The organism is Caldimonas sp., assembly GCF_046289365.1.
GTDB lineage: Bacteria > Pseudomonadota > Gammaproteobacteria > Burkholderiales > Burkholderiaceae_C > Caldimonas.
In genome coordinates this window covers 1-19,843 of sequence record NZ_JBKBVU010000047.1, presented here as the reverse complement: position 1 = coordinate 19,843, position 19,843 = coordinate 1, and the positions used below count along the sequence as shown (strand labels likewise).

Sequence of the window (19,843 nt, the reverse complement as noted above, 5' to 3'; positions counted from 1 at the left end):
GCTACGGCAGCACCTTCACCGCCCCCCATCCGATGCGCATCGGCGTGGTGGCCTGCGGCTATGCCGACGGCTACCCGCGCCACTGCGGCACCGGCACCCCGGTGCTGGTGGACGGCGTGCCCACCCGGGTGGTCGGCCGCGTGTCCATGGACATGCTCACCGTCGACCTCACCCCGGTGGAACAGGCCGGCCGGCACGCCGATCTGGGCGCCGAAGTCACGCTCTGGGGCCAGGGCCCCCACGGCAGCGTGCTGCCCATCGACGAGGTGGCGATGGCCGCCAACACCGTGGCCTATGAACTGATGTGTGCGCTGGCTCCGCGTGTGCCGGTGACGGTACGCGATTTGTGGCCGCAGGCGCGGTGAGCACGAGCGCCCGGGCACGAGCCCGATGGCGTGGCTGCTGCTCGTGCTGACGAGCCGCTTGTGGCTGGGCGGGCTCTACCTGCCATGGCGCCAGTGGCGGAACCGGCCGGCCCATCACCGGCCTCCCCGCCCCGGCTGCAAGGCGTTGTCGTTGTGCTTCCGGTTGGGTTTGCTGCATCAACTGTGCCACCACCACAGCATCACCGCATACACCGCCGTCCCCAGCAGTGTGGGCGCCGCCAGCCCGCCGCGCAGGCGCTGCAGGAGGATCACGGCGCCCAGGGCCACGGCGGTGGGCAGGGCGCGGGTGGGGCCGGACGTGGGCCACAGCAGCGGAAAGAGCGAGGCCACCAGCAAGGCCGCGATGGCGGCCGGGCCGATGGCCGAGGACCAGCGGCGGATGAAGTGCGAGCGCTCGGCGCTCTGGCGCAACCCCCACCAGAAGGGCAGCGCGCGCAGCACGAAGGTGCCCAGCCCGCAGGCCAGCACGGTCAGCAGCAGCGTCCAGCCCGCCTCACTCATGGTCGCCCCCCGCCTGCAGCAGTTGGAGGGTCGCACCGGCCAGCATGCCGGCGGGGATGGCGACATGCGCCGGGCCCAGGGCGAGGCCCAGCAGCGTGACGCCAGCCGCCCCCCACAGTGCCCCGCCCCGCCCGCGCACCCCCATCTGCAGCAGCAGCGACAGAAAGAGTGCCGGCAGCACGAACTGCAAGGCCTCGCGCAGCAGGGGCACCCGGTCGACCAGCTGGGCGCCGGTCTCGGCCCCCAGCCAGGTGCCGGCGATCCAGGCGCCGTAGGCCCCGGCCTGCAGCCCGGCCAGCCAGCCCGCACGCTGCTGCGGGGCCAGGGTGGGCAACCGTGCGGCTGCGCAGGCGAAGACTTCGTCGGTCAGGCCGAAGGCCAGGGTCGGACGCACGCGGGCAGGGCGCGCCTGTGCCAGCTGCTCGGCCACCACCCGGCCGTAGAGCAGGTGGCGGGCATTGAGCAGCCAGATCGTGGGCACCACCGCCAGCGGCCCACCCCCCGCGGCCAGCAGGGACACCAGCACGAACTGGCTGGCCCCGGCGAAGACGATGGCCGAGATGGCCACGGCCCATGCGGCCCCCAGGCCCATCTGCACGGCCGCCAGCCCAAAGGAAAAGGCCACGGGCACATAGCCCGCCGCGATGGCCAGGCTGTCGCCCAAGCCGCGCCACACGAGGGAGGTCATGCGCCGCCCGGTTTGCTGAAAGTGAAGACGTGGGTGCCACCCCCCCAGTCGTCGCTGCCGGCGGTGGCAAACACCCGGCGGTGGCGGCGCAGCTCGAGCCCGGCCAGCGCCGCCAGGCCGGCAAAGCGGCGGGGAAAGGTCTTGCGCTCGACTTCGTAGTCGAAGCCGGCCACCATGGCTTGCAGCTCCAGCCAGTAAAAGCGCACGAAGGCCCCGATCTCATGCACCGGGCGCTCGCGCACACCGGACTCGCACAAGCGCGCATACAGGTGGCGGCACAGGCTCACGGCCTGGGTGGACTTGCCCTCGGTGGCCGCCACCATGGCCATGGTGATGGAGCGTCGGAAATCGCGGTAGAGCTTGAGGTCCAGCCCCCCTTCGCAGGCCTGCGGCTCGCCCACCCAGGCCATGCTGGCCAGCAGGTAGGCGCTGTGGTGGCGCACCAGGGCGAGGTTGCGTTCATCGACGCTGCCGAACTCCGGCAGGAATTCGTCGGCCACCACCAGCAGGCCGCCGGGCTGCAGCAGCTGCAGCGCCTTTTGCAGCATGAAGGCGGTGTTGAAATGGTGCGAAGCGCCGAAGGACGTGATCAGCGGTGTCTCGCTGCTGGGCAGGTCGAGTTCGAGGAAGCCGCCGTGGTGCAGCTCGAGGCCTTCGACCCCCTGGGCGTTGCGCTGCAGGCACGCGAATGCCGCCTCGTCCGGCTCGACGGCCAGGAAGCGGCAGCCCGGGTGCAGCTCATGCAGCATCAGCAGCGGCAGGCCCGGCCCGGTGCCCACATCGATGGCCTGCAAGGCCGGCTGCGGTCCGGCGAAGCTGGCAATGTCCTGTGCGGCGGCCACCACCTGGCGGGCATAGGCCGGGTGAAGCAGCTCGAAGCCGTCGTACTGCTCCACGTCGATGCGGCTGGAGAACGGCCCCTCCCGGCCACCGCGCCACGTCGCGGCCGGGGCAGGGCGCACGCGATGCAGCTGCCGCGGCATGCACAGACGGCCACGCTGCAGCAGCACCTCGGCCGCCAGGCCGTTGAGCACCCAACTGTGGCCCTCCAGATGGGCTTCGATGGCCGCCGTCTCAGGTGCAGTCAGCTCGATGAAGGGCGATTCGGCCAGCCGGGCCAGCCGGGTGGCTGCCGCGGCCAAGGCGCCTTCGGCCCAGGCGGCCGGCGCCTGGTCGGGCCGCGTGAAGGCCCCGGGCAAAGGCATGGGCACCACGCCGACATAGGGCCCCTGGGCGTCGTCGTCCACCAGCGCCAACACCGGCCAGCGCCAGGGGCCGGCGGTGGCCTCCTGCAGCATCTGGCGCAGCGTGAGCAGGCCATCCCGCCCATGGAGCGGCTCGCCGCGCAGGCGCAGGATGCGCGCGCCCAGGCCATTGGACACCTCCAGCAAGGCGCGCTCCATCACACTGCGCACCCCCTCCCAGGCACCCGGCGCCTGCGGCCACTCCAGGTAGAGCGTGGAGGCGCTTGCCGAATAGGTCTTGCGCGGATACTCGATCACCACCATGGCCCGCCCGCCTTGCTCGGTGGCCGCGTACACATGCGGCACATCGGCGTCGAAGGCGTGGGTGTCGCCCGCCCGCACCATGCGCGGCCGATCGGCCGGCCCCACCAGCATCGCGCCTGATAGCACGGTGATGCGCTCCTTCACCCCTTCCGGGTGCGGGGCGGAGTCCTTGCGACAGCCCGGCAGGAGTTCGATCAGATAGACCTCGATCTCCGGATCGTCGGTTGATTTTTCGATCAATCGAACGATCACCCCCTGGCCCGACAGCTCGCCGCCGTCGCTCAGCTCCTCGTTGACCAGATGGCCAAAGGGCACGCCCAGGGCATTGGCCACCGCCCACAAGGTTTCGATCGTGGGATTGCCTTCGCCGTTTTCGAGCTGCGAGAGGGTGGATTTGGCCACCCCGCTGCGCTCGGACAGGCCCGCCAGTGTGAGCCCGCGCTGCTCCCGGAACCGCAGCAGATTCCTGCCAATGGCTGAGACGGTGCTCACGAGGCCTCCCTGAGAGATGCTGGCGTGAGTTCATTATAACGAACACCGGGTTCGTTCTGTCGGACGGCATCCGCAGCCGGCTTTCATGGCACGATGGCGCCGCATTGCATTCAGGGAAGGAGGTTCACGCCATGTCCATCGTCCTGTTCATCGTTGGCCTGGCCGCCCTGGTGGCCGGCGCCGAAGCCCTGGTGCGCGGCGCCTCGCGCCTGTCGCTGTCCTGGGGCATCTCGCCGCTGGTGGTGGGCCTCACCGTCGTGGCTTTCGGCACCAGTGCGCCCGAGATGGCGGTGTCGGTGGGGGCGGCCGCCAGTGGCACCACCGACCTGGCCGTGGGCAACGTGGTGGGCAGCAACGTCTTCAACGTGCTCTTCATCCTCGGCCTGGCCGCACTGATCACGCCGCTGGCCGTGCATGTGCAGGTCATCCGCCAGGAGGTTCCGATGATGCTGGCCGCCGGGCTGGTGCTGGTGGTGATGGCGCTGGATGGCGGCATCTCGCGCCTGGAAGCGGCCCTGCTGGTGGCGCTGATGGTGGGCTACACCGCCTTCCTGATCGTGCAGGCCCGGCGGGCGCCGGCGCAGGACCAGGGCGAGTTTGCCGCCGAGGCGCCCGACAGCCCGTGGGACCGGCACTGGAGCGTGCAGATGCTGCTGGTGCTGGCGGGGCTGGCGCTGCTGGTGCTCGGTTCGCGCTGGCTCGTGCAGGCGGCCACTGCCTTCGCCACGGCGCTGGGCGTGAGCGACGTGATCATTGGTCTGACCATCGTGGCCGCCGGCACCTCGCTGCCCGAGGTGGCGGCCTCGGTCGCTGCCTCGCTGCGCGGTCAGCGCGACATCGCCGTGGGCAACGTGGTGGGCAGCAATCTCTTCAACATCCTCGGCTGCCTGGGCTTGGCCGGGGTGGTGGCGCCCAGCGGCCTGCCCATCCCCGAGGCGGTGCTGAACTTCGATCTGTGGGTGATGATGGCGGCCCTGCTGGCCTGCCTGCCCATCTTCATGACCGGCCGGGAGATCGCCCGCTGGGAAGGCGGCGTGTTGCTGGCCTACTATGGGGCCTACACGGCCTATCTCATCCTGGCAGCCCAGCACCATGCCGCTGTGGCCGCCTATTCCACCGTCATGATGAGCTTCGTGCTCCCGCTGACCATCGTCACCCTGGCGGTGATGGTGGTGCAGCGCAAACCCCACTGACCACTCCCACCCGCCGCATGGACCTGCCCAGCCACCAACTCTCGATGACCGTGCTGATGACGCCGGACATGGCCAATTTCTCCGGCAATGTGCACGGCGGCACCATCCTCAAGCTGCTCGATCAGGTGGCCTATGCCTGCGCCAGCCGCTACGCCGGGCGCTACGTGGTCACGCTCTCGGTGGACCAGGTGATGTTCCGTCAGCCCATCCACGTGGGCGAGCTCGTCACCTTCCTCGCCTCGGTGAACCACACGGGGAACTCCTCGATGGAAATCGGCATCAAGGTGGTGACGGAGAACATCCGCACCCAGGTCGTACGCCACGCCAACAGTTGCTTCTTCACGATGGTGGCGGTCGACGACGAGGGCCGGCCCACGCCGGTGCCGCCGTTCACCCCCACCACGCCGGACGAGAAGCGCCGTTTCGAGGCCGCCGTGCTGCGCAAGCAGTTGCGCCGGGAGCTGGAGCAGCGCCACCTGGGCATCAAGAACGCCTGACCGGAGCTTGCGATGGCCTTTCCATGGATTGCCGCCTTCAAGATCATCCCCTGGAAGGATGTGATCGAAGCCACGCCGGCCATCGTGCGCGGAGCCAAGCAGTTGTGGAGCCGAGTGCGCCAGGACGAATCCGCGCCCCAGGCGGCGATGGAGGGCCCCGCCGCCGACCCGGACTCGCCCGAAGCGCGCCTGGCCCAGCTTGAGCAGCGCGTGGCCGAGATGGGCCGCGAGGCCGTGACCTGCAGCGAGCTGATCCAGGCCCTGGCCCAGCACAACGAACGCCTGGTGGCGGCCGTCGAGACCCTGCGCCTGCGCACCCGCGTGCTGATGTGGGTGAGCGCGCTGCTGGCCGGCGCAGTGCTGGCGCTGTTCCTCCTGCGCTGAACCGGGGCGACAATCGCCCCCCATGGCCAAGGACAAGACGATCTACACCTGCCGCGAGTGCGGCGGCAGCACCCCGAAGTGGCTGGGCAAGTGCCCCCACTGCGGTGCCTGGAACACACTGGAGGAGACCGTCGCGGAAAGCGCCTCGGCGTCGAAGAACCGCTTCCAGTCCTTGGCGCAGGCCACGCCGGTCACCACGCTGGCCGAGATCGAGGCCAGCGACGTGGAGCGCACGCCCACCGGCCTGGAGGAGCTCGACCGCGTGCTCGGCGGCGGCATCGTCGAAGGCGGTGTGGTGCTGATCGGCGGCGACCCAGGCATCGGCAAATCGACCCTGCTGCTGCAGGCGCTCGACGCCCTGTCCCGGACGCTGCCCACGCTGTACGTGACCGGCGAGGAAAGCGGCGCCCAGGTCGCCCTGCGCGCCCGCCGCCTGGGGCTCGATGCCTCCAGGGTGCGCGTGCAGGCCGAGACCCAACTCGAGAAGATCCTGGCCACGCTGGCGGCCGAGCAACCCGCCATCGCGGTGATCGACTCCATCCAGACGCTGTACTCCGAGCAGCTCAGCTCGGCGCCCGGCTCAGTGGCGCAGGTGCGCGAATGCGCCGCCCACCTCACCCGCACGGCCAAGGCCAGCGGCACGGCCGTCGTGCTGGTGGGCCATGTCACCAAGGAAGGGGCGCTGGCCGGCCCGCGCGTGCTCGAGCACATGGTCGACACCGTGCTGTACTTCGAGGGCGACACGCATTCCAGCTTCCGCCTGGTGCGCGCCATCAAGAACCGCTTCGGCGCCGTCAACGAGATCGGCGTGTTTGCGATGACCGAGCGCGGCCTCAAGGGGGTGGCCAACCCCAGCGCCATCTTCCTGTCCACCCACAGCGCACCGGTGGCGGGCTCATGCGTGCTCGTCACGCTCGAAGGCACCCGGCCGATGCTGGTGGAGGTGCAGGCCCTGGTGGACAGCTCGCCCATTCCCAGCCCGCGGCGGCTGTCGGTGGGCCTGGAGCCCAACCGCCTGGCCATGCTGCTGGCGGTGATGCACCGCCACGCCGGCATCGCCTGCTTCGACCAGGACGTCTTCGTCAACGCCGTGGGCGGCGTGCGCATCACCGAGCCGGCGGCCGATCTGGCCGTGATGCTGGCCATCCAGAGTTCGCTGCGCGGCAAGGCGCTGCCGCGCGGCTTCCTCACCTTCGGCGAGGTGGGCCTGGCCGGCGAGGTGCGCCCGGCGCCGCGCGGGCAGGAGCGGCTCAAGGAAGCCGCCAAGCTCGGCTTTTCGGTGGCGATTGTGCCCAAGGCCAATGCCCCGAAGAAGCCGATCGAGGGGCTGACCCTCCATCCGGTCGAGCGGGTCGAGCAGGCCATCGATTTGGTGCGAACGCTCACTTAGGCCTGCAGCCTTTTCCTGTCGAAGATCCTTCCGCTTGCCCTGGGGCGCAAGTCGCAGTACGGTGGTGCGGCTTTGCGAAAGTGCATTTGTTGCAATGCAACAAATGCCTAGGATCGCGCCCTTTTTGCGGCAACAAGAAGAGGACACAACATGCAACTCATCGTCTCGGCCGGGTTGATCCTGGCTGTCGTGCTGTGGGGGCTGCTGGCGCCGGCTTCGCTGGGCGCCTTCTTCAACGAGGCCCTGGGCAGCATCACCCACAACTTCGGCTGGTTTTATCTGTGGGTGGTGCTGGCGCTGGTGGTACTGGCCCTGCTGCTGGCCTTCAGCCGCTACGGCGACCTGAAACTCGGTGCCGAGGACGACGAGCCCGAATTCTCGATCGGTGCGTGGTTTGCGATGCTGTTTGCCGCCGGCATGGGCATCGGCCTGGTGTTCTGGGGTGTGGCCGAGCCCATCTCGCACTACACCGCCCCGCCCCCGGGCATCGCGCCCGAAACCCCCGAGGCCGCCAATGCGGCCATGCGCTACGCCTTCTTCCACTGGGGCCTGCACCCCTGGGCGGTGTATGCGGTGGTGGGCCTGAGCATCGCCTTCTTCCAGTTCCGCCGCGGCGCCAGCGCACTCGTGAGCGCCTCCACCGACGCCCTGCCCTGGAAACCGCTGCAACGCCTGTCGCCAGTGGTCAACGTGCTGGCCGTGGTGGCCACGGCCTTCGGTGTGGCCGCCTCGCTGGGCATTGGCGCGCTGCAGATCAACAGCGGGCTGAACACCGTCTTCGGGCTGCCGGTGGGCCGCTGGGCCCAGGTGGCCATCATCGTGGTGGTGACGGCCATCTTCCTCGCCTCGGCGCTGAGCGGCGTGACGCGCGGCATCAAGTGGCTGTCCACCTTCAACCTTGTGGTGGCCGCCGCGCTCACGCTGATGGTCTTCGTGCTGGGCCCGACCGTGGCGCTGATCGACACCTTCACCACCACCCTGGGCGCCTATGTCAGCGAGTTCGTGCGCATGAGCCTGCGCACCACGCCATTTCGCGACAGCAACTGGGTGAGCGGCTGGACGGTCTTCTACTGGGCCTGGTGGGTGAGCTGGTCGCCCTTCGTGGGCCTGTTCATCGCGCGCGTGTCGCGCGGGCGCACGATCCGCGAATTCGTCGTCGGCACGGTGCTGGCGCCCACGCTGGCCGGCTTCGTCTGGTTCTCGGTGTTCGGCGGCACGGCCCTGCACCTGGAGATCTTCCAGGGCGTGCCGGTGGCCGAAGCGGTCCAGGCCGACGTCTCTACGGCCCTGTTCGCGATGTTCGATGCCCTGCCGCTGGGCCTGGTGATGTCCTTGGCCGCCACGCTGCTGGTGCTGGTCTTTTTCGTCACCTCGGGCGACTCGGCCACCCTGGTGCTGGGCATGATGAGCACCCAGGGCAATCCCAACCCGCCGGCCCGGGTCAAGCTGATCTGGGGCGTGCTGGTGGCCGGCATCGCCATCAGCCTGCTGCTCAGCGGCGGCGTGCAGGCCGTACAGACGGCCACCATCGTCTTCGCCCTGCCCTTTGCCGTGGTGATCGTGGGCATGGCGGTGTCGCTGTGGCTGGCCGTGCGCCACGACTGGCGCGAGGAGCAAAGGCGCGAGCGTGCGCTGCGCCAGCGCATGCGGGAGCTGGCCGGTCAGAAGTGAGGCCTGCGGGCACTACGCATCGGGCCGGCCGGCGCGACCGATAGACTCGCGGCCATGAATCCCTGGATCGGCTGGGGCCTGGCGGCCCTGTTCACCCTGCTGGCGTGGCGTCAATACGGCTGGCAAGGTCTGCTGTTTGCCTTTTCGGCCATCACCTTCTGGCTGCTGCTGCAGTTCAACAAAGCCGTGCGCGTGATGCGCCAGGCCGGCAGCGCGCCCATCGGCTACATCGACAGCGCTGTGATGCTCCACGCCAAGCTGCACAAGGGCCTGCCCATGCTGAAAATCGTGATGATGACGCGCAGCCTGGGCGAGAAGGTGGGCGACGATCCGGAAGCCTACCGCTGGACCGACCCGAGCGGTTCGCACGTGACGCTGGAGTTCCGCGGGGGCAAGCTCGTGCGCTGGACGCTGTGGCGCCCCGAAGTCACCGGGCAGGACGCGCCCCCGGCCCCGTAAAATCGCCGCTTTACCCCGTTTCCCCAAGGAGCCTTGCATGGGCATGGAAGACCGCGACGGCAAGATCTGGATGGATGGCCGGTTGGTGGACTGGCGCGACGCCAAGATCCATGTGCTGACCCACACGCTGCACTACGGCTGCGGCGCCTTCGAGGGCGTGCGCGCCTACCACACGGGCCAGGGCACGGCCATCTTCCGCCTGCGCGAGCACACCGAGCGCCTGTTCAACAGCGCGAAGATTCTGCGCATGAAGATCCCCTACACCGTCGAACAGGTGATGGAGGCCCAAAAAGAGGTCGTGCGCGCCAACCGGCTCGACAGCTGCTACATCCGCCCCCTGACCTGGATCGGCTCGGAAAAGCTGGGCGTGAGCCCCAAGGGCAACACCATCCACCTGATGATCGCCGCCTGGGCCTGGGGCGCCTACCTGGGCGAGGAAGGCTTGAAGCGTGGCATCCGCGTCAAGACCAGCAGCTACACCCGTCACCACGTCAACATCACGATGACGCAGGCCAAGACGGTGAGCAACTACACCAACTCCATCCTGGCCAACATGGAGGCCACCGACGACGGCTACGACGAGGCCCTGCTGCTCGATGCGGCCGGCTTCGTCTCCGAGGGCGCGGGCGAGAACCTGTTCATCATCAAGGACGGCGTGGTTTACACCCCCGACCTGTCGGCCGGCGCGCTCAACGGCATCACGCGCAACACCATCTTCGCGATCTGCCAGGACCTGGGTCTGAAGCTCGTGGAAAAGCGCATCACCCGTGACGAGGTCTACATCGCCGACGAAGCCTTCTTCACCGGCACCGCGGCCGAGGTGACGCCCATCCGCGAGCTCGACCGCATCCAGATCGGCGCAGGCGCGCGCGGGCCCATCACCGAGAAGATCCAGACGGCCTTCTTCGACATCGTCAACGGCCGCAACCCCAAGTACGCCGAATGGCTGACCCTGGTCTGAGGACATTGGCGATGAGCAGCAAACCTGTCGACGTCGTCGAGCTGTCGGCCCGGGACCTGCAGGGCCATGGGGTGGTGTTCTGCCCCAACCCGAAGATGCCGCTGTGGAGTGCCCACCCCAAGGTCTACATCGACGTGGCCACCACCGGCGAGGGCAAGTGCCCCTATTGCGGCACGGTCTACCGGCTCAAGGCCGGCGAGAAGGTCCACGGCCACTGAGACCGGCACCTCGGCCCGCCCCCCTCGGCTGGCGGGCGGGGAGACTCAGCGCGGCGCTGATCCCGCTGTCGCGCCTGGTGCCGCCGCTGTACGAGCTCCGCGCGCGCGCATCCTGGGCGGCGCCCCGGCCGCCGGCCGATCAGATCTTCAGCGGGTCGAGTTCGGCGTAGGCGTGGTTCATCCACAGCTTCAGGCGCTGGCGCTCCATCAGGCCCAGGCTGCTGCCGTCGCCGCCGCTCGTGTTGCGCGCGGCCCAGAAGCTCATGTTGGCCGCGTCGATCTTCTGGGCCACCGAATCGTGCAGCCGCCGGATCGTGATGTGCCTGGCCCCCAGGGCGATCGCGCGCTCCAGTTCGCCCGAGCTTTCGAGCTGGCTGAAGTCGTCACCGCGCAACTGATTGAGCACCAGCACGTATTGCAAGCGACGCCCGAAGCGGTCGAGCAGCTTCTTGAGCAAGTCCACCGAGTCCTTGCCGGCATCCATCACATGCCAGTAGTAGATGGCCAGGTCCGAGACGTCGGCCAGATCGAGCACGCCGGATTCGTCCATCCACTTCACCAGCGGCGCATGGGTCTGTGCGGCCAGATCGACCAGCACGCGCCGGCCGGGGTGGTCGATGGCCGATTCGATGATGGCGTCCAGCGCCTCGTAGCGCTCGACCGTCATCGGCGAGGCATAACCGGCGTAAAAGCGCATGAAGGTACCATGCGAGCGGTCGGTGTCGAAGCCGACGAAGGGCAGGTTGTGGTCGATGAAATACTGGGCCAGAAGGCGCGAGACGAGGGACTTGCCCACGCCGCCTTTCTCGCCGCCGACCAAGTGGATGACGGACTTGGGTGCAACCTCCAGGGTTGGGATCTGCGTCATGCGGTCGATCTCCTTGCAGTTTGAGCCGGTCGCTCGGGCTTTTTCACCCGATCGCGCCAGCGTCCCACCCGCGATGATGCCAGCATGCCGCGCGTCATCCTGCTACAAGCCCACGCACCGGCCAAACCCCACCCCGGACAGCCTTGCAATGGCTGCGGCGTGTGTTGTGCGGCCGAGCCCTGCCCGCTGGGGCAAGTGCTCAGCCGGCGCCGCCGCGGCCGCTGTCGGGCGCTGCATTGGGACGCCAGCGCTCATCGGTATCGCTGCGGGGCGCTGACACGCCCGCAGCGCCACCTGCCGGGGCCCCTGCAGACGCTGTGGCCCTGGATTGCGCCGTGGCTGCGGCGCTGGATCGCCGCCGGGCGCGGCTGCGACAGCCACGCCGTGGTGCTCGGGCGCTGACTCAGCGGGCGTAGAACACGTAATCCGCCTGATAAGACACTTGGCGGCGCTCGCCTTGATGGGCCGCCGTACAGGCTTGCGCGGGCGCCACGCCGCCGCGGGTGTTCAACCGCTGGATGTAAGCCGTGCCCTGCATCACGCCCATGCCCATGGCCGGGTTCGCCTGGACGAGCTGCAGCGGGATGTTGCCCGCGCCGGCCGGCGCCACCGCGAGCTGCTTGCCGGTCACCTTCGAGCCGTCGTTGGCCTCCCAGGTCGGGCCGCCGTAGTACTTGCCCACCACCTTGCGTTGCATGTCGTAGAGCGTGGCCACTGGGGTCACGAAGACCCATTCGAACTGGCCGGCCGCACCGGCCTTGGCCCGGCATTCATAGGTGATCTCGCCGATGCCCACGGTGTGCATCGTCTGGCGTGCGCCCGCGGGCACGCGGATCTCCGGCGGCAGGCTCATGTTGTCGACCTGCGCGCTCGCCATCGGCGCGGAGGTCATCGATCCGCAGGCGGCCAGGCTGAGCGAGGCCAGGGACAGCAGGACGGTCTTGTGCATGGAAGTCTCCGATCGGTAAGACAAGGACAAGGCCGGGCATGACAAGGCCATGCCCCGGCTGTCGTCCTGTACGCAATCGAAGGCCGTGCGGATGCACGACGACGGCGGCTCAAAGCGAAACGCGGCCGGTGTAGAGGATGGGCCCGGTGGGCGCACCGGTGGGCGAGCCGCCCGGCGGCTCCAGGCTGACCGCCAGCGCCGCGGTGGCCGGCAGTTCCAGCCGGCGCCGCACCACCGTGGGCTGGTCCGAGCGAATCAGCCCCAGCGAGCGCGGTGCCCCCTGGCCGGGCACGGCCCACAGTTCCAACGCACGCCCAGCCTCGACCTGCACGGCCGCCAGGGGCCGCACGACCAGGCTGTGGCCATCGGGGCTGAGGCTGGCCACGAAGGTGTTGGCCCCTTGCGGGGCGGCCAGCACCACCACCACCGGCGGCGGCATCGGCGTGGGCTGCATGAGCAGCACCGCCATCACCACGGCCGCCGCGGTGGCCAGCACCGAGCAGCCGCGCCAGAAAGCCAGCGCCCCCCACAGGCGGCCTCGCGCCGGCACGGCGGCCGTGCCGTCCAGCCGGGCCTCGATGGTGCGCCAGACCCGCTCGGACGGCGTCACCGGCGGCACCACCTCGGACAAGGGCTGCAACCGGTCCTGCCAGCGCACCACCGCCGCGCGCAGCATCGGATGGGCTCCCATCAGCGTCTCGAAGCGCCGGCGTGCCCCGCCACGCAGCGTGCCCAGCACGTACTCGGCCGCCAGCCGGTCGGCCACCTCGGGGCGCAGCGCGATCATGCGAGCCCTCCCGGTGCGAGCCGCTCCAGGCAAGTCTTGAGCGACTGCAGCGCCCGACGGATCCAGGACTTCACCGAGCCCAGCGGCTGACCCAGGTGCTCGGCCACCTCGCTGTGCGACAGCCCCTGGTAGTAGGCCAGTGCCAGGCTGTGCTGCTGGTCGGGCGACAGCCCCCCGAGACAGCGCTGCAGCAGCCGCGCCTCGATGGCGCGCTGCAGCAGCTCGGCCGGGCCGGGCTGGGGGTCGGGATGCTCGTCGTACACGTCGCGGTGGTCCTGCTCGTCGTCGAAGGCACCCTCATCGCTGAAGCGGGGGCGGGCCTGGGCCCGCCGCAAGCTGTCGATGGCACGGTGGCGGGCAATGCTGGTCAGCCACGTCAGCGGCTGGCTGCGCGTCGCATCGAAGCTGCCCGCCGCCTTCCAGACGGCCAGGTAGACCTCCTGCAGCACGTCCTCGGCCTGGGTGCGTTCCCCGGTGATACGCAGGATCACGCCCAGCAGATGCGACGCGGTGAGCCGGTACAGCTGCGCAAAGGCGGACCGGCGGCCCAGCGCCGTCTCGGCCAGCAGGCGACCCAGCTCCTGGCTGCGCTCACTCCAGTGGGAATCCGACAGGGCGGTCATGGCGGCGCATTGTGCCGCGGCAGGCCGCCGGCGTACAGCCTCCGTACAATCGGCGGGGTCTGAAAGCCAACATGAACACAACCCAGGAATTCATCCTCACCCTGTCGTGCAAGGACACCAAGGGCGTGGTCTATGCGGTCTCGGGCCTGCTGTATCAGGCCGGCTGCAACATCCTCGACTCCCAGCAGTTCGGCGACGTGCAAAGCCCCGATGGCACCGGCCTGTTCTTCATGCGGGTGCACTTCGAGGCGCCCGAGCACCTGGCCGACGTGGCCACACTGGACAAGCTGTTTGCCCATGTGCGCCAACAATTCGGCATGCAGGCCTCTTTCCATGCGCTGTCGCGCAAGTCGCGCGTGCTCATCATGGTGAGCAAGCATGGCCATTGTCTCAACGACTTGTTGTTCCGCCACCGCTCGGGCCTGCTGCCCATCGAGGTGCCGGCCATCGTGTCCAATCACCCCGACTTCGCCGAGCTGGCCGCCAGCTACGGCATTGCCTTCCACCACCTGCCGCTGCCCACCGGCGCCTCGCATGAAACCAAGCGAGCGCAAGAGCGCCAGATCGAGCAGCTCATCACCGAGCACGACATCGACCTGGTCGTGCTGGCGCGATACATGCAGATCCTCAGCCCCGAGTTCTGCGAATTCCTCAAGGGCCGCGCGATCAACATCCACCACAGCTTCCTGCCCAGCTTCAAGGGGGCCAAGCCTTACTACCAGGCCCACGACCGCGGTGTGAAGCTGATTGGCGCAACGGCCCACTACGTCACCGCCGACCTCGACGAAGGCCCCATCATCGAGCAGGACGTCGAACGCGTGGACCACACGCTCAGCCCCGAGGATTTCACCGCTGTGGGCCGCGACGTCGAATGCGTGGTGCTGGCCCGTGCGGTGCGCTGGCATGTGGAGCATCGCGTGCTGCTCAACGGCCACAAGACCATCGTCTTCAAGTAAGCCAGGACAGCCTCCATGCCCCGCCCGCTCGCGCCCCTGGCTTCGCCCGACGACACCGAGGCCCAGTTCTACGAGGCCTTGCAACAAGGCGACATCGACAAGCTGATAGCCGTGTGGGCCGATGATGACGAGGTCGTGTGCATCCATCCCGGCGGGCCGCGGCTGGTGGGGCTGGGCGCCATCCGTGCCCAGTTCGAGGCCATGTTCGCCCATGGCAGCATCCAGGCCCAGCCCGAACGCGTGCGGCGCGTGCACACGCACGACAGCGCGGTGCACAGCGTGGTCGAGCAGGTGCGCGTGATGACCGAGGACGGCCCGCGCTCGGCCCATGTGATCGCCACCAACGTCTACGTGAAGACGGCCCAGGGCTGGCGCATGGTCTGCCACCATGCGAGCCCCGGCACGCCGCGCGAACCCGCCGAAGTCTCCGAGGCGCCCACCACGCTGCACTGAACGATGGAGAGCTACCGCGCCCCGCGCTGGCTGGCCGGCCCGGGCCCGGTCGGCGGCAACGTCCAGACGATCTGGCCCGCGCTGTTCTCGCGCCGCTTCGTCGGGCCGCGGCCCGTGTATGCGCGCGAACGCTGGACCACCCCCGACGGGGACTTCATCGACGTCGACCGCCTGACCGGGGCGGCCCAGGCCCCGTGCGCCGACGCGCCGCTGCTCGTGCTCTTCCACGGCCTGGAAGGCTCCTCGCGCAGCCACTATGCCGAGGCCTTCGCCCACTGCGCCGGACAACGGCGCTGGCACTACGCGGTGCCGCACTTCCGCGGCTGCTCGGGCGAACTCAACCTGGCGCCGCGGGCCTATCACTCAGGCGACTTCGAGGAGGTGGGCTGGATCCTGCAGCGCCTGCGCACCGCCCACCGCGGCCCGATGCTGGCCGTGGGCATCTCGCTGGGCGGCAATGCCTTGCTGCGATGGGCCGAGGAGGCCGGCGAGACGGCCGCGCAGACCGTGCGCGCGGTGTGCGCCATCAGCTCGCCGCTGGACCTGGCCGCCGGGGGCGCGGCCATCGGCCGCGGCTTCAACCGGCTCGTCTACACGCGCATGTTCCTGCGCACGATGAAACCCAAGGCCCTGCGCAAGCTCGCCCAGCACCCCGGGCTTTTTGACCGCGAGCGCCTGCTGGCCGCGCGCGACCTCTACGAGTTCGACAACGTCTTCACCGCGCCGCTGCACGGCTTTCGCAACACCGAAGACTACTGGGCGCGGGCCTCGTCCAAGCCCCACCTGCACCGCATCCGCGTCCCCGCCCTGGTGCTCAATGCCCTCAACGACCCCTTCGTGCCCGCCCACAGCCTGCCCAAGCCGCACGAGGTGGGCGCCTGCGTGACACTGTGGCAGCCGCCGCAGGGCGGCCATGTGGGCTTTCCGGCTGGCCGGCTGCCCGGCCATGTGATGACCCTGCCGCAGGCGGTGACGGGCTGGCTGCACGAGCAGCTTTGAACGATCATTGCGGTATGGATGAGATCGTCAAAGCCGCGCTGAAAAAGTGGCCCAACGTGCCCGCCTGCCGCGGCTGGCTGGCGCTGGACGCCCGCGGCCACTGGTACATGCGCGACGAGTGCATCCAGGCTGCCGGCCCCTTCCCGCAGGTCAAGGGCAGCCGCATCACGCACGACAAGCTGCGCGAGTTCATCCACCGCAACTACGAGGCCGACGAGCAGGGCCAGTGGTACTTCCAAAACGGACCCCAGCGGGTGTATGTGGAGCTCGAGTCCACACCCTGGGTGTGGCGCTTGCGCAGCCGCGGGCCGGCCCAGCCTCCAGCGGTGAGCAGCCACACGGGGCACGACGTGGCCGAGGTGCGCGAATGCCTTGTCGACGAGGCCGGCCGGCTCTACCTCGTCACCGACCTGGGCCCGGGGCTGGTGCACAGCCAGGACATGCACGATGCCGCCCAGGCGATCGAGGATGGGTGGTGGCAGCCACGGGACGTGCGTGCCGCCGACCTGCCCGGCCGCTACGGCTATGTGCTCAGCCCCCAGGCCGCTGCCGCCTCCTTGCCGGCGTAAAAAAGCCGGCCCGCGGCCGGCTTGTTCGGATGGGGCTTGCGCCCCTTACTGCGAGGCGGCCGCCTCGGCCGCCGGTGCCTTGGGCTCAGGCAGATTGGCCCCGGAGTTGTTGGTCATGTAGACCACCGCACGGCCGATCTCCAGGTCGGTGAACTCGCCGCCGCCCTGGGCGCCCATCGCACCCTTGCCTTTCAGCGCCGAGTTGAGCAGGGCCTCGTAGCCCGTGGCCACGCGCGGCGCCCAGGCCGCGGCATCGCCCAGTTTGGGCGCACCGGCCACGCCGGCCCCATGGCACACCGCGCATTGAGCCTGGTACACCTCCTGGCCGCTCTTGAGCACGCGCGGCGCCGAGGCGTCGCGCAGCTCGACGGTGCCGATGGGCTGGATGCGCGCAGCGATCGCTTCCTCCGAGAAGCCATCGCTGCCCGCGCCCGTCTTGCTGCCCGAAGCCACGAAGTTGACCAGCAGGATGATGCCCACGATGGGCACCAGGAACGAGAAGATCACCGCCAGGACCAGCTGCTTGGGCGTCTTGACCGGCCCTTCGTGGGGGGCGTCGTGTTCGTCGTGGGAGTGTGCGTTGTCGCTCATGTAAGAAATTCCTCGGCTTCGAACCGGACGTCAAAGCGCCACAGCGGTCGGCAGCGCAAAACCCATCGATTATAAGCGAGCGCACGGCCGCCTTACAGGCGGCGCGGCGCGGCTGCTAGAATGTGCGTTTCACGCGCCCGTAGCTCAGTGGATAGAGTATTGGCCTCCGAAGCCAAGGGTCGCTGGTTCGATTCCAGCCGGGCGCGCCACCCAAGGCCCCGCCGGGGTCACGGCGGATGCGCCGCCCGATGGCATGATGGTGTGGCCATGCGCCAGTTCCTCCGCCGCTGGATCCCCACCGAAGATACCCTGCGCGCGCACCCTTCGCTGCGCTGGATGGGGCCCCTGCTGCGCCGGCCCTGGCTGTGGCAGCTCAACCGCCGGCGGGTCGCCCTCGGGGCCGGACTCGGCGTCTTCTTCGGCTTCCTGATCCCCGTCTTGCAAATCCTGGGCGCCGCGGTGTTTGCCGTGCTGCTGCGCGCCAACCTGCCGGTGGCCGCCGCTGCCACGCTGGTGTCCAACCCGCTGACCTATGCCCCGATCTTCGTGCTGGCCTACCGCACGGGCTCAGCGCTGCTGGGCGCAAACATCGAACCCGACCAGGCCGAAGCGCTGATCGAGGCGGTGCAGGCCCAGGACGAGCGCTCCTGGATCGACCATGCCAAGGCCGTCGGCAAGCCGCTGTTCCTGGGGCTGGCCGTGTTCGCCGTGGTGGGCGGGGTCGTGGCCTGGGCCACGGTGCACGTGCTGTGGACGCTGGCCGTGTGGTGGCGCCGCCGCGGCAGGCGGCGGCGCTAACAACTCGTGCGACACCTGTCACGCCGGGCGCTCCGGCGTGAGCGGCTGCGCACGGGCGGCGCCCCGGCCTGCGCTACCCTACGCACCCATGTGCGCTGCCCACCTTCCCGTCCGGCCGAGCGGGCCGTGCCTGCGCCTGGGGCTGCCGGCCGCCGCGCTGGTGCTGGCCCTGTTCGCCGGCTGTTCCTCCACACCGCGCAGCGGCGGCTACGACCAGGGCGACGGACCGGGCCAGCGCCCGGCGGCCGAACTCGACCGCATCCCGGATGCCGTGCCGCGCATCGAACCCTTGGCCAGCGGCCCCAACCGTCCTTACGTCATGTTCGGCCGGCACTACGCGCCACAAACGGCCGACCTGCCCTATCGCCAGCGCGGCCTGGCCTCCTGGTACGGCCGCCAGTTCCACGGCCGGCCCACGTCCAGCGGTGAGCGCTACGACATGTACGCCATGACGGCCGCGCACCCCACCCTGCCCATCCCGAGCTATGCCCGCGTGCGCCACCTGGCCAACGGCCGCGAGGTGATCGTGCGCGTCAACGACCGCGGCCCCTTCGTCGGCGGACGCATCATCGACCTGAGCTATGCCGCGGCGCACCGACTGGGTTTCGTGCAGCAAGGCCAGGCCGAGGTCGAGGTCGAGCGCATCACCCATGCCGAGATCCGCGCCGGACGCTGGCCGCGAGGCCCTGTGGAGGCGCCGGAGCCGTTCACCCGGCCGCCCCCCGTGGCCGACGAACCCCTCCACTGGGTGCAGCTCGGCGCGTTCCGCCAGCGTGACGGGGCCGAGCATTTCCTGAGCCAGGTCAGTGCCCAGGTGGCGTGGCTGGCCCCGCGGCTCACCATCGTCACCGAGGCGTCGCTGCACCGCCTGCAGGCCGGCCCCTATGCCAGTCGCGACGAAGCGCTCGCGGCCGCCGAACGCATCCGCGAGGCCTTGCAACTGGTGCCGGTGATCGTGCAGCGCTGACTCTCACGGCGCCGATCCGCGCAGCGCCAGCGCGCGGGCATATAGCGCCTTGCGTGGCGCGCCGGTGTGCTCGGCCGCCAGGGCCACGGCCTGCTTGAGCGGCAGCACCTCGACGAGGGCCTGCAGCAACGGTTCGGCGCGTGCAAGCGCCTCGTCGGCCTCGCCCGTGGCCTGCTGCGGGGCATGCAGCACGAGCACGAACTCCCCGCGGCGGCGGTGGGGGTCGCCGGCGAGCCAGTCCGGAAACGAATGTGTCGGCAAGGTCACGATGGTTTCGAACTGCTTCGTCAGCTCCCGCGCCACGGTGAGCAGGCGTTGCGGGCAGGCCTGCGCCAGGGCGCGCGCCAGCGTCTCGATGCGGTGCGGCGACTCGAAGACCACCTGGCTCATGGGCCGCGCCGCGATCGCGCGCACGGCCTGCTCGAGCTCGCGCGGCCGGGCGGGCAGGAAACCCACGAAGCAAAAGCCCGCCGAGCGCACGTCGCCCGCCACGCTCAGGGCCGCCGTGACGCTGCTGGGGCCCGGAACAGGCACCACGCCGCAACCGGCCTCCCGCACGGCCGCGACGAGACGGGCGCCCGGGTCCGAGACGGCCGGCGTGCCGGCATCGCTCACATAGGCCACGCGCTCGCCCGCGCGCAGCCGTTCGATCACGGCCTGCGCCGCCTCGCGTTCGTTGTGCTCGTGCACGGCCAGCAAGGGCTTGTCGATCCCGTAGTGACGCAACAGCGGTGCGGTGTGGCGCGTGTCCTCGCAGGCCACCGCCTCGACCGTGTGCAGCACCTGCAGGGCGCGCAGACTCAGGTCGGCCAGGTTGCCGATCGGCGTGGCCACCACATACAGTGCGCCGGCAGGATACTGCTGGGCACCGGGAGAGAGGGGGGGCGAACCCCGCCACAACGACGCATCAGACAAAAAGGAAGAGGGGGTGTTCT

Annotated in this window: 25 protein-coding genes and 1 tRNA gene; 17 read left to right on the top strand and 9 right to left on the bottom strand. The window is 69.7% G+C overall.

From position 1 onward, the window contains the following. Positions 1-365: alanine racemase C-terminal domain-containing protein (locus ACK42S_RS07060; RefSeq protein WP_409704910.1), on the top strand; the 365-nt coding region annotated here is incomplete at its 5' end. A 177-nt stretch (positions 366-542) separates the two neighbouring features. Here the strand turns inward: ACK42S_RS07060 and ACK42S_RS07055 are convergent. The 3 genes from ACK42S_RS07055 to ACK42S_RS07045 are packed head-to-tail and all read right to left on the bottom strand — an operon-like array spanning position 543 to position 3,575. After that, the gene (locus ACK42S_RS07055; protein WP_409704908.1) at positions 543-887 is read right to left on the bottom strand and encodes an AzlD domain-containing protein; all 345 of its coding nucleotides are present in this window, start codon (positions 885-887) and stop codon (positions 543-545) included. After that, a complete protein-coding gene (locus tag ACK42S_RS07050; protein WP_409704906.1) occupies positions 880-1,575 on the bottom strand; it encodes an AzlC family ABC transporter permease in 696 nt (231 codons plus the stop codon). Before ACK42S_RS07050 ends, ACK42S_RS07055 begins: the two co-directional genes overlap by 8 nt. After that, positions 1,572-3,575, bottom strand: coding sequence for a helix-turn-helix domain-containing protein (locus tag ACK42S_RS07045; RefSeq protein ID WP_409704904.1), 2,004 nt, complete (start codon positions 3,573-3,575; stop codon positions 1,572-1,574). Before ACK42S_RS07045 ends, ACK42S_RS07050 begins: the two co-directional genes overlap by 4 nt. A 131-nt stretch (positions 3,576-3,706) precedes the next feature. Between ACK42S_RS07045 and ACK42S_RS07040 the strand changes: the two genes are divergently transcribed. From ACK42S_RS07040 to ACK42S_RS07005, 8 genes are all read left to right on the top strand, one after another. After that, the gene (locus ACK42S_RS07040) at positions 3,707-4,768 is read left to right on the top strand and encodes a calcium/sodium antiporter (protein ID WP_409704902.1); all 1,062 of its coding nucleotides are present in this window, start codon (positions 3,707-3,709) and stop codon (positions 4,766-4,768) included. Between the two features lie 17 nt (positions 4,769-4,785). Then, positions 4,786-5,265, top strand: coding sequence for an acyl-CoA thioesterase (locus ACK42S_RS07035; RefSeq protein WP_409704900.1), 480 nt, complete (start codon positions 4,786-4,788; stop codon positions 5,263-5,265). Positions 5,266-5,277: 12 nt separating this feature from the next. Next, entirely contained in the window at positions 5,278-5,649 is a 372-nt protein-coding gene (locus ACK42S_RS07030; RefSeq protein WP_409704898.1) for a hypothetical protein, read from the top strand. A 22-nt stretch (positions 5,650-5,671) separates the two neighbouring features. Further along, on the top strand, positions 5,672-7,039 hold the full coding sequence (radA, locus tag ACK42S_RS07025) for a DNA repair protein RadA (protein ID WP_409704896.1): 1,368 nt from the start codon (positions 5,672-5,674) through the stop codon (positions 7,037-7,039). Between the two features lie 150 nt (positions 7,040-7,189). Further along, positions 7,190-8,710: a BCCT family transporter gene (locus tag ACK42S_RS07020; RefSeq protein ID WP_409704893.1), complete on the top strand. Its 1,521-nt coding sequence runs from the start codon at positions 7,190-7,192 to the stop codon at positions 8,708-8,710. Positions 8,711-8,764: 54 nt separating this feature from the next. Beyond that, positions 8,765-9,169: a hypothetical protein gene (locus tag ACK42S_RS07015; protein ID WP_409704891.1), complete on the top strand. Its 405-nt coding sequence runs from the start codon at positions 8,765-8,767 to the stop codon at positions 9,167-9,169. A 37-nt stretch (positions 9,170-9,206) separates the two neighbouring features. Then, positions 9,207-10,130, top strand: coding sequence for a branched-chain amino acid transaminase (locus ACK42S_RS07010; RefSeq protein ID WP_409704889.1), 924 nt, complete (start codon positions 9,207-9,209; stop codon positions 10,128-10,130). 11 nt (positions 10,131-10,141) lie between these two features. Further along, the gene (locus ACK42S_RS07005; protein WP_409704887.1) at positions 10,142-10,348 is read left to right on the top strand and encodes a zinc-finger domain-containing protein; all 207 of its coding nucleotides are present in this window, start codon (positions 10,142-10,144) and stop codon (positions 10,346-10,348) included. A gap of 139 nt (positions 10,349-10,487) precedes the next feature. Here the strand turns inward: ACK42S_RS07005 and ACK42S_RS07000 are convergent, their stop codons facing one another. Further along, complete coding sequence (locus ACK42S_RS07000; protein WP_409704885.1) at positions 10,488-11,216, bottom strand: mobilization protein; 729 nt, start codon at positions 11,214-11,216, stop codon at positions 10,488-10,490. Between the two features lie 84 nt (positions 11,217-11,300). Here ACK42S_RS07000 and ACK42S_RS06995 point away from each other — a divergent pair, with 84 nt between their 5' ends. Continuing rightward, positions 11,301-11,618, top strand: coding sequence for a hypothetical protein (locus tag ACK42S_RS06995; protein ID WP_409704883.1), 318 nt, complete (start codon positions 11,301-11,303; stop codon positions 11,616-11,618). A gap of 1 nt (position 11,619) precedes the next feature. On the opposite strand, the gene ACK42S_RS06990 is transcribed toward ACK42S_RS06995, so the two are convergent. The 3 genes from ACK42S_RS06990 to ACK42S_RS06980 all read right to left on the bottom strand — a co-directional run bounded on the left by ACK42S_RS06990 (position 11,620) and on the right by ACK42S_RS06980 (position 13,575). Beyond that, positions 11,620-12,165 (bottom strand): DUF3455 domain-containing protein, encoded by a 546-nt coding sequence (locus ACK42S_RS06990; RefSeq protein ID WP_409704881.1) that lies wholly within the window; start codon positions 12,163-12,165, stop codon positions 11,620-11,622. A 109-nt stretch (positions 12,166-12,274) separates the two neighbouring features. Further along, on the bottom strand, positions 12,275-12,952 hold the full coding sequence (locus ACK42S_RS06985; RefSeq protein WP_409704879.1) for an anti-sigma factor domain-containing protein: 678 nt from the start codon (positions 12,950-12,952) through the stop codon (positions 12,275-12,277). Further along, positions 12,949-13,575 (bottom strand): sigma-70 family RNA polymerase sigma factor, encoded by a 627-nt coding sequence (locus ACK42S_RS06980; protein ID WP_409704877.1) that lies wholly within the window; start codon positions 13,573-13,575, stop codon positions 12,949-12,951. Before ACK42S_RS06980 ends, ACK42S_RS06985 begins: the two co-directional genes overlap by 4 nt. A 71-nt stretch (positions 13,576-13,646) precedes the next feature. Between ACK42S_RS06980 and purU the strand changes: the two genes are divergently transcribed. The 4 genes from purU to ACK42S_RS06960 are packed head-to-tail and all read left to right on the top strand — an operon-like array spanning position 13,647 to position 16,552. Then, positions 13,647-14,531 (top strand): formyltetrahydrofolate deformylase, encoded by an 885-nt coding sequence (purU, locus tag ACK42S_RS06975; RefSeq protein ID WP_409704876.1) that lies wholly within the window; start codon positions 13,647-13,649, stop codon positions 14,529-14,531. 15 nt (positions 14,532-14,546) lie between these two features. Further along, positions 14,547-14,984, top strand: a complete 438-nt coding sequence (locus ACK42S_RS06970; RefSeq protein WP_409704874.1) for a YybH family protein — start codon at positions 14,547-14,549, stop codon at positions 14,982-14,984. A gap of 3 nt (positions 14,985-14,987) precedes the next feature. Next, positions 14,988-15,983, top strand: a complete 996-nt coding sequence (locus ACK42S_RS06965) for a YheT family hydrolase (protein WP_409704872.1) — start codon at positions 14,988-14,990, stop codon at positions 15,981-15,983. Between the two features lie 14 nt (positions 15,984-15,997). Then, entirely contained in the window at positions 15,998-16,552 is a 555-nt protein-coding gene (locus ACK42S_RS06960; RefSeq protein ID WP_409704870.1) for a DUF2946 family protein, read from the top strand. 45 nt (positions 16,553-16,597) lie between these two features. Here the strand turns inward: ACK42S_RS06960 and ACK42S_RS06955 are convergent, their stop codons facing one another. Beyond that, complete coding sequence (locus ACK42S_RS06955; RefSeq protein WP_409704868.1) at positions 16,598-17,143, bottom strand: c-type cytochrome; 546 nt, start codon at positions 17,141-17,143, stop codon at positions 16,598-16,600. A 133-nt stretch (positions 17,144-17,276) separates the two neighbouring features. On the opposite strand from ACK42S_RS06955, the gene ACK42S_RS06950 reads away from it, so the two are divergent. The 3 genes from ACK42S_RS06950 (at position 17,277) to ACK42S_RS06940 (ending at position 18,908) form a co-directional block, all read left to right on the top strand. Beyond that, a tRNA-Arg gene (locus ACK42S_RS06950) sits at positions 17,277-17,352 on the top strand. A gap of 58 nt (positions 17,353-17,410) precedes the next feature. Continuing rightward, entirely contained in the window at positions 17,411-17,941 is a 531-nt protein-coding gene (locus tag ACK42S_RS06945) for a DUF2062 domain-containing protein (protein WP_409704866.1), read from the top strand. Between the two features lie 88 nt (positions 17,942-18,029). Further along, positions 18,030-18,908, top strand: coding sequence for a septal ring lytic transglycosylase RlpA family protein (locus ACK42S_RS06940; RefSeq protein ID WP_409704864.1), 879 nt, complete (start codon positions 18,030-18,032; stop codon positions 18,906-18,908). A 3-nt stretch (positions 18,909-18,911) separates the two neighbouring features. On the opposite strand, the gene rsmI is transcribed toward ACK42S_RS06940, so the two are convergent. Next, the coding region (rsmI, locus tag ACK42S_RS06935; protein WP_409704862.1) for a 16S rRNA (cytidine(1402)-2'-O)-methyltransferase at positions 18,912-19,843 on the bottom strand (932 nt) is incomplete at its 5' end.

What these genes read in the sequence shown, in the direction of transcription:
- ACK42S_RS07055 (WP_409704908.1), bottom strand. Translation starts at nt 887, where the DNA reads ATGAGTGAGGCGGGCTGGACGCTGCTGCTGACCGTGCTGGCCTGCGGG.
- ACK42S_RS07050 (WP_409704906.1), bottom strand. Translation starts at nt 1,575, where the DNA reads ATGACCTCCCTCGTGTGGCGCGGCTTGGGCGACAGCCTGGCCATCGCG.
- ACK42S_RS07040 (WP_409704902.1), top strand. Translation starts at nt 3,707, where the DNA reads ATGTCCATCGTCCTGTTCATCGTTGGCCTGGCCGCCCTGGTGGCCGGC.
- ACK42S_RS07035 (WP_409704900.1), top strand. Translation starts at nt 4,786, where the DNA reads ATGGACCTGCCCAGCCACCAACTCTCGATGACCGTGCTGATGACGCCG.
- ACK42S_RS07030 (WP_409704898.1), top strand. Translation starts at nt 5,278, where the DNA reads ATGGCCTTTCCATGGATTGCCGCCTTCAAGATCATCCCCTGGAAGGAT.
- radA (WP_409704896.1), top strand. Translation starts at nt 5,672, where the DNA reads ATGGCCAAGGACAAGACGATCTACACCTGCCGCGAGTGCGGCGGCAGC.
- ACK42S_RS07020 (WP_409704893.1), top strand. Translation starts at nt 7,190, where the DNA reads ATGCAACTCATCGTCTCGGCCGGGTTGATCCTGGCTGTCGTGCTGTGG.
- ACK42S_RS07015 (WP_409704891.1), top strand. Translation starts at nt 8,765, where the DNA reads ATGAATCCCTGGATCGGCTGGGGCCTGGCGGCCCTGTTCACCCTGCTG.
- ACK42S_RS07010 (WP_409704889.1), top strand. Translation starts at nt 9,207, where the DNA reads ATGGGCATGGAAGACCGCGACGGCAAGATCTGGATGGATGGCCGGTTG.
- ACK42S_RS07005 (WP_409704887.1), top strand. Translation starts at nt 10,142, where the DNA reads ATGAGCAGCAAACCTGTCGACGTCGTCGAGCTGTCGGCCCGGGACCTG.
- ACK42S_RS07000 (WP_409704885.1), bottom strand. Translation starts at nt 11,216, where the DNA reads ATGACGCAGATCCCAACCCTGGAGGTTGCACCCAAGTCCGTCATCCAC.
- ACK42S_RS06995 (WP_409704883.1), top strand. Translation starts at nt 11,301, where the DNA reads ATGCCGCGCGTCATCCTGCTACAAGCCCACGCACCGGCCAAACCCCAC.
- ACK42S_RS06990 (WP_409704881.1), bottom strand. Translation starts at nt 12,165, where the DNA reads ATGCACAAGACCGTCCTGCTGTCCCTGGCCTCGCTCAGCCTGGCCGCC.
- ACK42S_RS06985 (WP_409704879.1), bottom strand. Translation starts at nt 12,952, where the DNA reads ATGATCGCGCTGCGCCCCGAGGTGGCCGACCGGCTGGCGGCCGAGTAC.
- ACK42S_RS06980 (WP_409704877.1), bottom strand. Translation starts at nt 13,575, where the DNA reads ATGACCGCCCTGTCGGATTCCCACTGGAGTGAGCGCAGCCAGGAGCTG.
- purU (WP_409704876.1), top strand. Translation starts at nt 13,647, where the DNA reads ATGAACACAACCCAGGAATTCATCCTCACCCTGTCGTGCAAGGACACC.
- ACK42S_RS06970 (WP_409704874.1), top strand. Translation starts at nt 14,547, where the DNA reads ATGCCCCGCCCGCTCGCGCCCCTGGCTTCGCCCGACGACACCGAGGCC.
- ACK42S_RS06965 (WP_409704872.1), top strand. Translation starts at nt 14,988, where the DNA reads ATGGAGAGCTACCGCGCCCCGCGCTGGCTGGCCGGCCCGGGCCCGGTC.
- ACK42S_RS06960 (WP_409704870.1), top strand. Translation starts at nt 15,998, where the DNA reads ATGGATGAGATCGTCAAAGCCGCGCTGAAAAAGTGGCCCAACGTGCCC.
- ACK42S_RS06955 (WP_409704868.1), bottom strand. Translation starts at nt 17,143, where the DNA reads ATGAGCGACAACGCACACTCCCACGACGAACACGACGCCCCCCACGAA.
- ACK42S_RS06945 (WP_409704866.1), top strand. Translation starts at nt 17,411, where the DNA reads ATGCGCCAGTTCCTCCGCCGCTGGATCCCCACCGAAGATACCCTGCGC.
- ACK42S_RS06940 (WP_409704864.1), top strand. Translation starts at nt 18,030, where the DNA reads ATGTGCGCTGCCCACCTTCCCGTCCGGCCGAGCGGGCCGTGCCTGCGC.